Annotated in this window: 17 protein-coding genes and 3 tRNA genes; 5 read left to right on the forward strand and 15 right to left on the reverse strand. The window is 53.7% G+C overall.

Going from position 1 to position 14,210, the window contains the following annotated elements:
• Window positions 1-2 precede the first annotated feature (2 nt).
• The 4 genes from JDW22_RS10935 to JDW22_RS10950 all read left to right on the forward strand — a co-directional run bounded on the left by JDW22_RS10935 (window position 3) and on the right by JDW22_RS10950 (window position 2,694).
• Window positions 3-608 (forward strand): phosphatidylserine decarboxylase, encoded by a 606-nt coding sequence (locus tag JDW22_RS10935; protein WP_200523084.1) that lies wholly within the window; start codon window positions 3-5, stop codon window positions 606-608.
• A 557-nt stretch (window positions 609-1,165) separates the two neighbouring features.
• Window positions 1,166-1,705: a thioredoxin family protein gene (locus JDW22_RS10940; protein WP_200523085.1), complete on the forward strand. Its 540-nt coding sequence runs from the start codon at window positions 1,166-1,168 to the stop codon at window positions 1,703-1,705.
• Window positions 1,706-1,816: 111 nt separating this feature from the next.
• On the forward strand, window positions 1,817-2,242 hold the full coding sequence (locus tag JDW22_RS10945) for a TOBE domain-containing protein (RefSeq protein ID WP_200523086.1): 426 nt from the start codon (window positions 1,817-1,819) through the stop codon (window positions 2,240-2,242).
• 278 nt (window positions 2,243-2,520) lie between these two features.
• Window positions 2,521-2,694, forward strand: a complete 174-nt coding sequence (locus JDW22_RS10950) for a hypothetical protein (protein ID WP_200523087.1) — start codon at window positions 2,521-2,523, stop codon at window positions 2,692-2,694.
• A gap of 7 nt (window positions 2,695-2,701) precedes the next feature.
• Here JDW22_RS10950 and JDW22_RS10955 read toward each other — a convergent pair whose 3' ends face one another.
• The gene (locus tag JDW22_RS10955; RefSeq protein ID WP_200523088.1) at window positions 2,702-2,923 is read right to left on the reverse strand and encodes a DUF1653 domain-containing protein; all 222 of its coding nucleotides are present in this window, start codon (window positions 2,921-2,923) and stop codon (window positions 2,702-2,704) included.
• 245 nt (window positions 2,924-3,168) lie between these two features.
• The gene (gene moaC / locus JDW22_RS10960) at window positions 3,169-3,642 is read right to left on the reverse strand and encodes a cyclic pyranopterin monophosphate synthase MoaC (protein WP_200523089.1); all 474 of its coding nucleotides are present in this window, start codon (window positions 3,640-3,642) and stop codon (window positions 3,169-3,171) included.
• A gap of 115 nt (window positions 3,643-3,757) precedes the next feature.
• Between moaC and JDW22_RS10965 the strand changes: the two genes are divergently transcribed.
• Window positions 3,758-4,009 carry a hypothetical protein gene (locus JDW22_RS10965; RefSeq protein WP_200523090.1) on the forward strand — a complete coding sequence of 84 codons (252 nt, stop codon included), beginning with the start codon at window positions 3,758-3,760 and terminating at the stop codon, window positions 4,007-4,009.
• A gap of 80 nt (window positions 4,010-4,089) precedes the next feature.
• Here JDW22_RS10965 and mobA read toward each other — a convergent pair whose 3' ends face one another.
• From mobA to JDW22_RS11030, 13 genes are all read right to left on the reverse strand, one after another.
• A complete protein-coding gene (gene mobA / locus JDW22_RS10970; protein WP_200523091.1) occupies window positions 4,090-4,710 on the reverse strand; it encodes a molybdenum cofactor guanylyltransferase in 621 nt (206 codons plus the stop codon).
• On the reverse strand, window positions 4,707-5,453 hold the full coding sequence (locus JDW22_RS10975; protein ID WP_200523092.1) for a DUF4328 domain-containing protein: 747 nt from the start codon (window positions 5,451-5,453) through the stop codon (window positions 4,707-4,709). Before JDW22_RS10975 ends, mobA begins: the two co-directional genes overlap by 4 nt.
• A 66-nt stretch (window positions 5,454-5,519) precedes the next feature.
• Entirely contained in the window at window positions 5,520-6,041 is a 522-nt protein-coding gene (gene moaB / locus JDW22_RS10980; RefSeq protein ID WP_200523093.1) for a molybdenum cofactor biosynthesis protein B, read from the reverse strand.
• A gap of 440 nt (window positions 6,042-6,481) precedes the next feature.
• On the reverse strand, window positions 6,482-7,453 hold the full coding sequence (moaA, locus tag JDW22_RS10985) for a GTP 3',8-cyclase MoaA (protein WP_200523094.1): 972 nt from the start codon (window positions 7,451-7,453) through the stop codon (window positions 6,482-6,484).
• 122 nt (window positions 7,454-7,575) lie between these two features.
• Window positions 7,576-8,799: a molybdopterin molybdotransferase MoeA gene (gene moeA, locus JDW22_RS10990; protein WP_200523095.1), complete on the reverse strand. Its 1,224-nt coding sequence runs from the start codon at window positions 8,797-8,799 to the stop codon at window positions 7,576-7,578.
• Between the two features lie 207 nt (window positions 8,800-9,006).
• Complete coding sequence (locus JDW22_RS10995) at window positions 9,007-9,468, reverse strand: DUF4870 domain-containing protein (RefSeq protein ID WP_235965493.1); 462 nt, start codon at window positions 9,466-9,468, stop codon at window positions 9,007-9,009.
• 78 nt (window positions 9,469-9,546) lie between these two features.
• Complete coding sequence (locus JDW22_RS11000) at window positions 9,547-10,095, reverse strand: nitroreductase family protein (protein ID WP_200523096.1); 549 nt, start codon at window positions 10,093-10,095, stop codon at window positions 9,547-9,549.
• Window positions 10,096-10,376: 281 nt separating this feature from the next.
• A complete protein-coding gene (gene ppk1 / locus JDW22_RS11005; RefSeq protein WP_200523097.1) occupies window positions 10,377-12,428 on the reverse strand; it encodes a polyphosphate kinase 1 in 2,052 nt (683 codons plus the stop codon).
• A 167-nt stretch (window positions 12,429-12,595) separates the two neighbouring features.
• Window positions 12,596-13,051 carry a hypothetical protein gene (locus tag JDW22_RS11010; protein ID WP_200523098.1) on the reverse strand — a complete coding sequence of 152 codons (456 nt, stop codon included), beginning with the start codon at window positions 13,049-13,051 and terminating at the stop codon, window positions 12,596-12,598.
• A gap of 105 nt (window positions 13,052-13,156) precedes the next feature.
• Window positions 13,157-13,783, reverse strand: coding sequence for an HI_0552 family protein (locus tag JDW22_RS11015; RefSeq protein ID WP_200523099.1), 627 nt, complete (start codon window positions 13,781-13,783; stop codon window positions 13,157-13,159).
• 114 nt (window positions 13,784-13,897) lie between these two features.
• Window positions 13,898-13,973: transfer RNA gene (locus JDW22_RS11020), tRNA-His, on the reverse strand.
• Window positions 13,974-14,002: 29 nt separating this feature from the next.
• Window positions 14,003-14,076, reverse strand: a tRNA-Arg gene (locus tag JDW22_RS11025).
• A 24-nt stretch (window positions 14,077-14,100) separates the two neighbouring features.
• A tRNA-Pro gene (locus tag JDW22_RS11030) sits at window positions 14,101-14,178 on the reverse strand.
• Window positions 14,179-14,210 lie beyond the last annotated feature (32 nt).

Genomic DNA, 14,210 nt, shown 5'->3' on the forward strand with positions numbered 1-14,210 from the left:
AAATGAATCGCTTCTATCCCCATCCCATCGTTGCCCGCGAAGGCTGGCGCATCATCGCCACGCTTGCCATGCTCACGCTGATTGCCTTTTTCTGCGCCAGCAACAGCCCCAAGCTTGCGCTGTGGCTGCTGCTTGCCACGCTGGCGAGTGCGCATCTGTTCCGCGACCGCGTGCGCAATATCCCGATGGATGCCAACGCCCTGCTCTCGCCCGCCGATGGGCGCGTGATTTTAGTGGAAAACGCGCACAATCCACACACCAATCAAGACGCGCTCAAAATCAGCATCCGCACCCGCTTTTTCCGCGCCTACGCCATCCGCAGCCCGATACGCGGCAGCGTGGTTGTGCAGCAAAACGGCAAACGCCACATCTTGCAACTGCAAACCAGCCAGCAGCAAGCGGTTACGATGGTGCAAAATTATGGCGATTGCTACGCGCAAACGGGCAGTCTTGTGCGCGGCGAACGCATCGGCTTTGCTCGTTTTGGCGGGCGCGTGGATATGTATTTGCCGCTGAGCAGCGTGCCCGCTGTGGCGATTGGCGACAGCATTAAAGCCAGCAGCACGATTTTAGCGCGCTTGCCCGATGGCACGGCAGAGGCAGCCTGAAACCTAAAATGGAACGGCGATGGCTCGTCGCCAAATGGTTGCATGATTAAACAAGCCGCGCTTTATTCGGCGTGATGTCGGCGAGCCACCGACGCTCCACTTGTTTACTGGTTCGCCCAAAGGTAGCCTGAAAATAAGCCCCGCGCGTTTCTGCAAAACCCAAACAGAAAACACGTTTTGCCATAAGCAAAGCGTGTTTTTTCATGCGCATCCAACCGAGGCAGACTGAAACCTTTGCTAAACCAAGTAGGGTCAGGCATTTATGCCCGACGTTGTTAGTCCGTGCTTGTCGGGCATAAATGCCCGACCTACGATAAACAACAGTTTTTACAATGATTTCTGAATCTCAAACAAGATTTTCGCTTGCGCGGAAAATAACAGCATTTCTTGTTTTCAGGCTGCCTCTGATAGTTGAAAAATGTCTCAACCTGAAAACAGCCCCCTGCCCCACTCTCATTTCAACCATCCCAAAATTCTCCAACCACTTGACTTAAAACAATTTTCAGGCAGCCTGAAAGCGTATAATTTTCTTATTGTCCAACGAAAAGGAGTTCACTATGAAAACCAAAACCGCTTTATTCGCCACCACGCTCGCGCTGCTGTTGTCCGCTTGCGCCCAGCAAAATAGCAGCCAAGCCGATGAAATCAAACAGCTTAATGCCAAGCTGGCGGAAAAAGAAATGGCGGTTAAGCTATCCGCCCAGCGCACCACGGAGCTGGAAAAACAATACACCGATATGTATTTTCAACTGGATAGCTTAACGGTGGACAGCTTCAAGGCAAAAGTTGCCAAGGGCGACACGTTTTACGCCTATATCGGGCGGCCCAGTTGCAGCGATTGCAGCGCGTTTGAGCCGATTTTTAAGCGTTACATCAAGGAGCATCAGCTCGGTGGCAAACTCTATTTTGTGAACGTGCATTTTTTGCAGCAGGACAAACCCGCGTGGACAGCGTTTAAGCAGCAATATGGTTTGCTGGGCACACCTGTGTTGGCGAAATACAGCGGTGGCAAGCAAATCAACAAGTTAGACAAGGAAGACAAGGGCGAAATGTCGCCACAGGACATTGAGGCGTGGTTGAAATTGAATAAGCTGTAACCCCGCGGATTGCTCGCCATTGAGGCAGCCTGAAAACGTGTAATGCGGTTTCAGGCTGCCTTTGGTTTGTGCTACCATGCGCCCTTTTTCAACGATGTAAGGAATGCAATCATGCAAACAAGTGCGCGTAATCAATTTGAAGGCACGGTTAAAAGTATTAAAAACGGCGCGGTGAACAGCGAAATCATCATTGCGCTGGCGGGCGGCAAGGAAATTGCGGCGGCGATTACTTGCGAGAGCGTGGCAGGGCTGGATTTAGCGGTGGGCAAAAGCGTGCTGGCGTTGGTGAAAGCGGGCAGCGTGCTGCTGGCAACGGATGCGGATGATTATGCGTTTTCGGCGCGCAATCAGCTTCGTGGCACCATCCGCGCCATCCATCGCGGCACGGTGAACGCGGTGGTGGAATTGGATGCCGATGGCTTGGCGGTGAGCGCGGGGATTACCTTGCACAGCGCGGATGCCTTGCATTTGCAAGTGGGGCAAACGGCGACGGCGTTGTTTAAGGCTTCGGCGGTGGTGCTGGCGGTGAAGAAATAGTTTGAGAGGGATGTAGATAAGGCAGCCTGAAAACGTGTGATGCGGTTTTGGGCTGTTTTTTTGTGGGCGGTGAGTGGCGTGGTGGGCTTGTTTCAGGCTGCCTTTATCACGCCCGCATTGAGGCAGCCTGAAAATAATTAAACGCCGTTTTAGCTTCGCAATCCCGCCGCCCTACGCAGGCTGTAGCTGTGGAGCGTTAGCGGCTTGCCGACATTGTGCCAACCGTAAAGCCTTGTTGAACGCGCTATTTTGGGTTTCAGGCTGCCTGTGCTTATTTTTTGCCATACCACGCCGCGCATCGCGGCGTACCCACGCGGGGAACATTGCCCGCAGCCCCGCCATGCCCGCCCGCGCCCCAAGCATTCCGCCCCAGCCGTTGCCCATGCCACGAAAGGCAGCCTGAAACCGTTTTCCCACGTTTCAGGCTGCCTTTGGGCATGGTGGAAAAATAAACCGCCGCTAGTCCACCGCCTTAACCAACGCAAACCGTGCCATGCTGCCCTGCTCCGTTGCCACGCTTTCGGTAAACATCGCCAGCGGACGCACCCACACGCCGTAATCGCCGTATAACGCGCGATACACGGCAAGCGGTTCTTCGGTTTCGCTGTGGCGGGCGATGTGCAGCAGTTGATAAAGGTTGCCTTTGTAGTGGCGGTAGATGCCGAGCGGTGGGGTGGTCATAAGGGGCTTTCGGTTGGTAAATATAGTTGGAACATGGGGCAGGCTGGAACTTTTGTAAAACTCTTGATGCAGCCTGAAAAACAAGAAATACCGTCATTCCCGCGTAGGCAGAAATCTTGGCTAAAATCAAGCAATAGATTGTTTTCACAACAATTTCTGAATACCAAACAAGATTCCCGCCTGCGCGGGAATGACGGCAGTTTAATGATTTTAGGTTTTGCAAAGTTTTCAGGCTGCCTTGGGGCTTAGCGGTTGAAATCGCTTTTGCCGCCTGATTTGTGCACCAGTTGCACGTTGCTGATGATGATGTCGTGGCTGAGGGCTTTGGTCATGTCGTACACGGTGAGCGCGGCGGCGGTGGCGGCGGTGAGCGCTTCCATTTCTACGCCTGTTTTGTGGGTTACGGCGACTTCGGCGCGGATGTGCAGGCTGTGGTTGTGGTCTTGGTATGCCATGTGGATTTGACAGCGTTCTAGCATCATGGGGTGGCATAGGGGGATGATGGCGGCAGTGTTTTTGGCGGCCATAATGCCTGCGATGCGGGCGATTTCGGTAATCGTGCCTTTGGCGGTTTGCCCGTGCGCGGCTTGGATTTGGGCATAGACTTCGGGCGGGAAGAAGACGCTGGCTTCGGCGATGGCGGTGCGGTGGGTGGTTTGCTTGGCGGAAACATCAACCATGTGGGTGTGTCCGTGTTCGGTGAGGTGGGTGAGGGGCATGGGGTTTCCTTTTGCGTGGTCGGATGGGTTTCAGGCTGCCTTTTGTTGTGTGCGGGGGCAGCCTGCGTAGCGCAGCGGAGTTGCGAAGCTAAAACGGGTAAAACGAACGAGGGGGTTGCCTAGTGGTGCTTTGAATGGGTTGTGTGCAGGCTGCGATGTCGGCAAGCCGCCGACGTTCCATTTGGGGTTTCAGGCTGCCTTTATTGCGCCCACGTTTAGGCAGCCTAAAATCTCTATAAAACTGAAAACCAATGGAGCGTTGGCAGCTCGCCCACATTGTTCCAATCAGCAAAATCTGTTGAACGCTGTTTGGCGGCGAGCCGCCGCCGTTCCATTTTCAGGCTGCCTGAAATGGGGTTGGGCGTGATGAAAACTTTTGCGCGGGTAATTTAATCGGCATAGGGTTGGGCTACCGGGGCGTGGTACGCGGCAAGACGCGTGCTCCGGCTAGGAATGAGCATCGGCGTAGATATTGAGCTGTTGGGCGGTGTGTTGGGCTTGGGCGTATTCTTGTGGGGTGTTGAAGTGGGCGATGCTGCGCCATTGGGGTGGCAGCGGTAGGGTTTGGTGGGGCTGGGATTTGACGTAGTGTTGCACGCGCTTGTTGCCTTGCGCCACGGCGGTTTTCAGGCTGCCCGCGAGGTGCGCTGACCAGTGGGCGAGCAGGGGGAGCAGTTGGTCGCCGTCTTGCAGGGCGGTGATGCCTTGGGTGAACGCGGGGCTTGCGGCGGCGGTGTTGAGTTGGGCTATCAGGGCTTCGGGTGGGATGAGGGTGTCGCAGGATAGGATGTATAGCCCTGCGTAGCCTTGGGCTTGGGCTTGGGCGAGCGCGGGGGCGATGGCGGAGAGTGCGCCTTGTTTGTTGGGCAGTTGGTCGGGCAGGTAGCGGGCGGGGGCGGTGTCGGGATAACGGTGGTTGTCGGCGGCGAGCCACACGGGGCGATGGGGGGCGGCGTTGGCGATTTGGTGGGCGATGAGCGGGCGGCTGCGGTAGGGAAGCAGGGCTTTGGGGCTGCCCATGCGGCTGCTTTGTCCGCCGCAAAGGATAAGGAGGGGGCTGGGGGTCATGGTTTCAGGCTGCCTTGTTGGGTGGCGAGGGCGTTTTGGGCTTGGTTGGTGCGTTGGATGATGCGAAGCAGGAAACAGAAGCAGATGAATGACAGGGCGTAGGTTGCGGTGTCCAAATAAATGGTGTTGATTTGTTGTTGGATGGCTTCGGGCGGGATGGCAGGGAGGCGTACCTCGCCTGCTTGTTCTATGGCGGCTTGGATGGCTTTGTCGCTTTGTTTTTCCAGCCATGATGAAATCGTGCTGATGATGCCGGATGCCAGCCATGTTGCCCACCAATAACCCAATAGGTTGAGGAATGGGGTTTGGCGGGCGGCTTGAGTGCTGTTTTCGGCGATTTGCCGCATGGCGCGATAAGGTACGATGAAATTAACAATGGGGATGATGTAGCCGGTTACCGACCAATGGGGTTTGTAGTAGATGGGGATGTTGAGGGCATAGGTGTTGGCGGCGGCGCGATATATCCAGCGGACGATGAGGAGGGTTTCAATCAACCAAACGATGATAAAGGGGATAAACAAGAGGTAAAACAAACCGACTTGTTCGTCAAAGGCATCTTCGGCGGCAAGGTAGTCAAACTCGGGGTTGGGGAGCTGGGCAAGGATGCTGTTGAGATGGGGAAGTTTGTAGTAATCAAGGGCGAGAATACACACCAAACCGAGAAAATAGGGGATGGCGAGTCGTTTTATCCAGCGGGCAAGGTTGGTTTGGTCGTGATAGGAGTAAGTTTTGTTTTTTGTCATGGTTGAGTAGGTATCTATTAGGCTCTGAGGCAGCCTGAAAGCATGGTTTTCAGGCTGCCTTGGGGTTTATTGGGCTTTGTCCCATGCATTAAACACGCGGGTGAAGCCGCAGGCGTTGATGCGGGGGTCTAGCTGGGGTTGGATGATTTGTTCCCATGCGGTGCGGCAGGCGTTTGTGGAACCGGGGAGGCAGAAGATGAGCGTGCGGTTGGCGATGCCTGCGATGGCGCGCGATTGGATGGTGGACATGCCGATTTCGTTCAGCGAAATGGCGCGGAAGATTTCGCCAAAGCCGTCTATGGTTTTGTCAAACAGGAGGGAGACGGCATCGGGGGTGATGTCGCGGTCAAACATGCCTGTGCCGCCGGTAATCAGGATGACTTGGATTTCGGGATGGGCGATGGCAACGGAGATGCGGGCACGGATGTCGTATTTTTCGTCGCGGCAGAGATCGCGGGAATGGAGAATGTGCCCGCTTTGTTGCAGGGCTTGGGCAAGGTAGTCGCCGCTGCCGTCTTCTTTGCTGCTGCGGGTGTCGGTTACGGTGAGGATGTGGATGTTGAGGGGGCGGAAGTTGGGGGTGGTCATGGGGAGCTCCTTATGATGTTGGTGGTTGGTGAGGTGGGATTTCAGGCTGCTTTGGGTTACATGATTGGGCAACCTGAAAGGGTTAGTGTTTTGTAGTTGAAGGCAGCCTGAAATTCAATCTATCCAGTAGAAAAATCGTTTGACTCAACATCGAGCGGTTTTGTTTTTTCAGGCTGCATCAGGCAATTAAGGCAGCCTGAAATCGTTTATACCTATGCGGTTTGCCATTTGGCGACGAGCCGTCGCCGCTCCATTTTAGGTTTCAGGCTGCATCAAGTTTGCGGCAGCCTGAAACGAAGTCCAGCGGAGCTAAAATGGCTTGGGATTGTGCACTTGTTTTTAAGGCGCGAACGGTTGGGCTGCTGGGCGTGGGTATGGCGGCGCAACGCCATGAAAACAGCTTATGTTCTGCGCGGTTAAGGCAGCCTGAAAAGGGTTGTTCAGCCGCCTGTCATGGATAGATTGGTAATCAGCCCGACTTTTTTATTGTGCAAGTAATGGTGTTCGGGCTTTTGTTGGACAAGCTGGGTGATTTGGTTTTTCAGGCTGCCTACGTCGTGCAAATAGGGGCGCAGATCGTGGGCGACGCTGCCAAACAGGCATAGGTGCATTTTGCCTTGGGCGGTGATGCGCAGGCGGTTGCAGTTGGTGCAGAAATCTTTGCTGTATGGGGCGATGATGCCGATGTTGCCGATGTAGTCGGGGTGGCTGTATTCGCGGGCGGGGCCGGCGTGGGGTTGGCGCGGTTGCAGTTGCCATCCTTGGGTGATGAGGTTTTGTTCCAGTTGCGCGGCGGTTTGGTGTTGCTGTTGGAAGTAGGTGGGGTTGTCGCCTGTTTGCATCAGTTCTATAAAGCGCAGGGCGATGGGGCGGCTGCGGATGTAGTCCAGTGCGTCGTGCAGGGTTTCTTGGGCGTGTTCGCGCAGCAATAGGGTGTTGATTTTGATGCTGGTGAAGCCTGTGTTGAGGATGGTTTCTATGTCGCGCAGGATGGTTTGGCTTTGGTCTTTGCCGGTGATTTTGTGGAAGGTTTGGGGGTTGAAGCTGTCTAGGCTGATGTTGAGTTTGCTTAATCCTGCGTCGCGGTAAACGGGGAAATTTTTGCCTAGCTGGTGCCCATTGGTGGTGAGCGCGATGTGTTGGATTTGCGGCTGGGCGTGGATGGTGGCGATGATGTCGGGCAAGTCGGCTCGCAGCGTGGCTTCACCGCCTGTGAGGCGCACTTTGCGCGTGCCGCTTTGGGCGAAGGCGGCGGCGATGGTTTGGATTTCGGGCAGGGTAAGCTCGTCGGGCTTGGCTTTGCCTTGGTAGCCGTTGGGCAGGCAGTAGCTGCATCGGTAGTTGCAGAGGTCGGTTACGGAGAGGCGCAGGTAGGTGAGCTGGCGGTTGTGGGGGTCTATTAGGGTGGTCATGGTGTGTGCCTTGGGTGTGTGGTTTTCAGGCTGCCTTTGGGGTGGTTGTGGATGGTGGGGTAGATGGTTTTTCAGGCTGCCTATGCTTGCCTACTGAGGCAGCCTGAAATAGTGTTTTCGCATCACAAAAACGCTTCATGCAACGGCTGCACAGTAACCATTTCCCCCGCCGCCAAATCGCCGCGCTCTTGCGGCAATATCATGTAGGCATTGGCTTGGCTTACGCCGAGGATGCGGTGGGAATCTTGTTTGCCCGTGGGTGTGGCTTGCCATGTGCCGTCGCTGTTTTGGCTGATGATGGCGCGTTGAATATCGGCGCGCCCTGCGGCTTTTTTCACGTTGCGGGTTAAGGCAGCCTGAAAACGCAAGGGCTGCGGAATCGGCGTTGCGCCCGCAATCTGCCAAAGCGCGGCGCGGATAAACAAATCAAAGCCCACATAGCCCGAAACGGGGTTGCCTGGCAATCCGAAATACCACGCGCTGCCCAGCTGCCCAAACACAAACGGCTTGCCTGGTTTCATGGCGACTTTGTAGTGATGAATCGTGCCCACTTGGGCGACGGCTTGGCGCAAATAATCATAATCGCCCACCGACACGCCGCCCGATGTGATGACCACATCGCTTTGCTCGGCGGCTTGGTGCAGCTTTTGCACGGTGGCATCTAGGTTGTCGGGCAGCTTGCCCAAATCAATAATCTCCACGGGGCAATCGCGCAATTTGCTGTGCAGCATTGGGCGATTGCTGTCGTAAATCTGATGCGCGGCGATGGGGTTGCCCGCTTCCACCAGCTCGTTGCCTGTGGATAGGATGCCGATGCGCAGCTTGCGTTGAACGGCAACGCTGCCAATGCCTTGCGCGGCAAGCACCATAATATCGGCGTGGCGCAAGATGCGTCCTGCGGCAAAAAGAATTTGCCCTGCTTGGATTTCTTCGCCGGCATAGCGGATGTTGGCGGCATCGGGCGCATCTTGTTGCAACACAATATGGTCGCCATCTCGGATAACGTTTTCTTGGATGATTACGGTGCGGCAACAGGCAGGAACGGTTGCGCCCGTCATAATGCGGATGCACTCACCCATTTTCAGGCTGCCTGCAAACGGGCTGCCTGCGGCGGATTCGCCCACGATTTTCAGGCTGCTTTGCGCGGGGGCGGCTTGGGGCAGCGCGTAGCCATCCATGGCGGAAACGTTGCTGCCGGGGATAGCCAGCGGGGCGACAATGTCTTGCGCCAACACGCGCCCTGCGGCTTGGGCAAGCGGCAAGGTTTGGCTATCAAGAGCCAGCGGGCGGTTGGCGATGTGGGTTTGGATGATGGTTTGCAGTTCGGCGATGGGCGTGAGCGGCATGGCTAGCTTTCGTTTTGATGTGTAAGGTTTTGTTAGGATTATAGTGGTTATGGCGGATGGACGGGGTAGTTATTTTGGGGGATTTTTGTTGTCGGTTTTGTAAACGATTTGGTAAACAGGTTTTGCAATCCGCGCTGTAAACAGAAGGCAGCCTGAAAAGCCCAATTTTGCTTTTCAGGCTGCCTTTGGCGTGAATACAGGTTCTTTCTACTTAACCAAGCGCAGCGCAAACGGATAGCGGTACGCCGTGCCTTTGCTGGCGGCAACGGCGGCAATGATGCACAACACAAAATTGGCAGCCAATACCAGCCAAAACAGCAAAATGCCAATCAGCACAATCATCAACAAGCACGACACAAACACCGCCAGAATCACGGTAATTTGGAAATTCAACGCTTCTTTGGCTTGGTCGCACACAAAATCCTTGCCTGCCTTGTCTTTGTGCATCAGCCACAAAATCAGCGGTGGGAGAAAGCCGAAAAAGGCAGCCAGCAAATGCGCCAGCATGGCAACGTTTTTATCGTCTTGGCTGATGTCGCTACTGCCTGTGTAAGGCTGCGATTGGGTGGCATCGCGCAAGGTTTGCTCGGCTTGCTGCAAGGCTTCTTGTGCGCCGCTGGGTTGGTTTTCAGGCTGCTTATCCAGGTTGGGTTGGTTAGGGTTTTCCATAACATCTCCTTGTTTACAAAAAATAAAATAGCTTTCAGGCTGCCCTACCCTGCTCTATTGAAGCAGCCTGAAACGGGGTTACCAATGCGTAGTAAACGCTTCCACATCGGTGTTTTTCGGCTCGGCTGGGTTGGGCTTATCCGCGGTGCCAATCATAATCAAGCCGATGATTTTTTCTTGCTCACCGCATTCAAACTCGCGCTGCAACACGGGCGAGTTCACCCACAGCCCTGTTATCCAAACATTGTCAAAGCCTTGCGCTTGGGCAGCCAGCTGGATGGCATAGGCGGCGCAGGCGGCGCTCATGTGCTGCTCCCACTCGGGCTTGCCTTCTTTGGGGCTGGCAATCACGGCAATCGTTAAGGGGGCGAAATTGCCCACTCGCTCGGCTTTTGCCAAGGTTTTTTCGCCCATGTTGAGCGTAATCGCCGTTTCGCGCAGGGCAGCCTGAAAACGCTGTTTGCCTGCCTCGCTTTGGATAACGATAAACCGCCAAGGGGTGAGATTGCCGTGGTCGGGCACTTGGCTGGCGGCTTGCAAAATGCTGTCCAGTTGCAATTCGTCGGGCGCGGGCGCGCGCAGGCTTTTGTTGGAACGGCGGGTGGTGAGCAGCTCTAAGGTATCCATGTTTTTCCTTTTCTGATGATGTGGAGGGGAAGCGCGATTATACGCGATTGATGGCTGGGGAGAGGCAGCCTGAAAAGCGGAATGGATTGAGAACCTGTTTTCAGGCTGCCTTACGGCGAGATAAAGAGGCAGCCTGAAACGGCGCAAACCTGCAACCGATGGCGCGGCGACGGCTCGCAGACATATCTTTAATCAGAAAAATTATGTTTGGCGACAAGCCATCGCCGCGCCATTTTAAATTTCAGGCTGCCTCATAACAGCATTCAAAGGCAGCCTGAAAATCATTCCGTATATCGCGCCAACAGCGTTTCTTGAATGCCCACCTCGTCGCCATCCGCCACAATCCGCGTGTAGCTGCCATCGCCGTGCATCTGCCACGCTTTCACATTGTCGCGCAACGCCAGCAGCAAGCCCTCTTCTATCACGCGCTGTTTGAGCGCGGGCGATTCAATCGGCGTGCAGGTTTCAATGCGGCTGAAAAAATTGCGCCCCATCCAATCGGCGCTGGAAATAAATACGTTTTCCGCGCCATCGTTGTAAAAATAATAAACCCGCGCGTGTTCCAGCAGCCGCCCAATAATGGAGCGCACGCGAATGTTCTCCGACAGCCCCGCCACTTGCGGGCGCAACGCGCACATCCCGCGCACAATCAAATCAATTTGCACGCCCACCGCGCTGGCGGCATACAACGCCTCAATCACTTGCGGCTCAATCAGCGAATTGAGCTTGGCGATAATCCGCGCAGGCTTGCCGTTTTTCGCGTTTTCGGTTTCGCGCGCGATGCTGTCCATAATCATTTTGTGCAGCGTAAACGGGCTTTGGTAGATTTTTTTCAGCTTGTTGGCTTGCCCCAAGCCCGTGATTTCCATGAATAATGTGTTGATGTCGCGCGTGATGGCGGTGTTGGCGGTGAGCAAGCCAAAATCGGTGTAAATGCGCGATGTGCCTTGGTGGTAATTGCCCGTGCCCAGATGCGCATAGGTTTTCAGGCTGCCTTGTTCGCGGCGAATCACCAACGCCATTTTGGCGTGCACCTTGTAGCCAAACACGCCATACACAACGTGTGCCCCCGCGTCTTCCAGCTTGGTTGCCCACGACACATTATTCGCCTCGTCAAACCGCGCCATCAATTCCACCACCACAGTTACTTGCTTGCCCGCCAACGCCGCCGCCATCAAAGCGCGCGCCAGCTCCGAATGGCTGCCCGTGCGGTAAATCGTCATCTTAATCGCCACCACATCGGGGTCGTGCGCGGCATCGCGGATAAATTTCACAATCGGCTCAAACGATTGATACGGATGATGCAGCAAAATATCGCCCTTGGAGATTTCGTCCAACAGCGATGCCGATTTGCGCAAGGCGCGAGGATATTGCGGCGTGAACGGCGCAAATTTCAAATCGGGGCGGTTCACCTTATCGGGCACCGAAATCAGGCGCACAAGGTTTACCGGCCCTTCCACCTGATACAGCTCATCGCGTGTGAGCTTAAATTGTTCCAGCAAAAATTGGCTAATGTAATCAGGGCATTGGTCGGCGATTTCCAGCCGCACGCCGTCGCCAAAATCGCGGTCGCGCAATTCGTTTTGAATCGCCGTGCGCAGGTTGCTCAAATCGTCCTCTTCCACCGTTAAATCGCTGTCGCGCGTGAGGCGGAATTGGTGGCAGCCTTTCACTGTCATGCCGCGAAACAGCTTGTACACATATTCGTGCAAAATGGACGACAAAAACACAAAGCCATCTTTGCCATCGCAGATATGCTCAGGCAGCCGAATCGCACGCGGCAAAATGCGCGGCGCTTGCACGATTGCCATGCCCGAAGCGCGCCCGAACGCATCTTTGCCATCCAATTCCACCACAAAATTCAACGATTTGTTCAGCGGGCGCGGAAACGGATGCGAGGCATCCAAGCCAATCGGCGTGAGAATCGGCAGCAGCTCGCGGTTGAAATAATCTTCAATCCACTCGCGCTGCTCGTTTGTCCATTGCTTGCGGCGGTAGAACACAATGTTCTCTTCGGCAAGCGCGGGCAGCAATTCTTGATTAAATATTTGATATTGCTCGGCAATAATCGCGTGCGCCTCGCGGGAAACCAGTGCGATGGTTTCGCCGGGCGTTTGCCCCGATTGAAACACTTGCGTGGGGTTGGCGCGTTGCTCGCGGCGCAAATACGCCATGCGCACTTCAAAAAATTCGTCCAGATTGGACGACACGATGCACAAAAAGCGCAGCCGTTCCAGCAAGGGCACGTGCGGGTCTTGCGCTTGCGCCAGCACACGGCGGTTAAACGCCAACAGCGACAGTTCGCGGCAGAGAATGTGAGGAGATTGCGGCATGGTTTATTCCTTAATATCGGTTTGAATAATGGGTTGGATTATAACGCTTTTTGTGTTTCAGGCTGCCTAATCATTGCGGATTGAGGCAGCCTGAAAATGGATAAACATAGTTGCTTGTTTCCCTTCAAAGTGAAACAAATCAAAATCAAATTATCTGATCCTTTTATTTAAATATTTGAAACTTCCACTTTTTGTTTTTCTTCTTCAAACCATTGATTAAAAATGTGCTCGGCTATTGTTTTATTAGACAAGAATGAATCATAAGAATAGTCAGCATGCGCCTTTTTATTGACTACATCATATACTAATTTTAACTGCGTTAAAGTTTTCCCCTGATATATTTCAAATAATCTACACAACTCTTTAAAATCATCCATACCCAAATCAAGAAATTTCATTTGCAATTCAATTGGAGCGAAAGCACTACCAAAAATTTTTAATTTATGTTTTTCAACAATAATTCCATCATCTTTGAAAAATGCGTTAAAAAACAAACTATTGTGCTCGTTTGAACCATAAATATATACAGTTTCAGTTGTATTTTTTGCATATTCAAGTGCCAATTCAACCAGACCAGTCTGTATTTTATTCAGTTTTTCTTCAAGTATAGAATTATTAAACATTATAATTTCCTTATTAAAATTTACCATCATTATATGGTATTTTATTTGGGATGATTGCTAAATTTTTCAGGCTGCCTCAACCAAACAAAGGCAGCCTGAAAACCCTTACTCAAAACATCGCTCATACAACGGCACCAACGCCCGCACCTGCGCCACAATCCAATCCACGCTGTCCACACCGTCCAAATCATCGCGCTCAACATGTCGCCCAATGCAAAAGAAATCATCCGCATCGCGCAGCGTCAAAGCGTTTTCAGGCTGCCGATTGAGCGGCGCATAATCTGCATATTCGTCCTCGCTGCCGTGCCACACATCAAATTCGCCAAACGCGTCCGCATCCAAACCCGCCAGCCATTGGTTGTATTGCGGCAGCGCAATCGTGGAGCGGTCTGCCTTGTAGCAATGCCAATCCAGCGACACGGTTAAACGGCGGCGGTTGAGCAACACGGACAAAATCGCCGCATCGTTTTCATGCCGGGCGTATTTGAAAAACGCAAAAAAATGCGCCCGCACCTGCCAGCCGTTGCACCAACGCTCAATATGCGGCGGCGCAAACTGCGGATTATCCCGCGCCAGCCGCTGTGCCACCTGCCCGATTACGCTTTGCCAATCCTGCCACGCCGCCTTGTAATCCGCTTTCAGCTGCGGGATGCTTTCGGGCGCGTATTTTTTCAACTGCGCAAATTGGAAAAACGGGCGGTTAAACAAATCACAATGGCGCGAAGTCAACATAAATCATCCTTTCAGGCAGCCTGAAAACCTTAAACCGCCAGCGATGGTTACTTTTGATAAAACGAACATAACAAAAAACCGCATTAAACAATGCGGTTTGGTCGTTTGAACGAATGGGGTGGCTGATGGGGCTCGAACCCACGACAACCGGAATCACAATCCGGGGCTCTACCAACTGAGCTACAGCCACCACTAGGAGAACAATAATGAAAAATTAAACGCGCCCGACAGGAATCGAACCTGTAACCCCCGACTTAGAAGGTCGGTGCTCTATCCAGTTGAGCTACGGGCACTTAGAAACTATCGGACTAAATTAGTGGTCGGGGCGGTGGGATTCGAACTCACGACCCTCTGCTCCCAAAGCAGATGCGCTAACCGGGCTGCGCTACGCCCCGACTGAAAGATGCGAATTTTAGGGGCAAACACC

It is taken from the genome of Kingella bonacorsii, from assembly GCF_016623605.1.
Lineage (GTDB): Bacteria > Pseudomonadota > Gammaproteobacteria > Burkholderiales > Neisseriaceae > Kingella_B > Kingella_B oralis.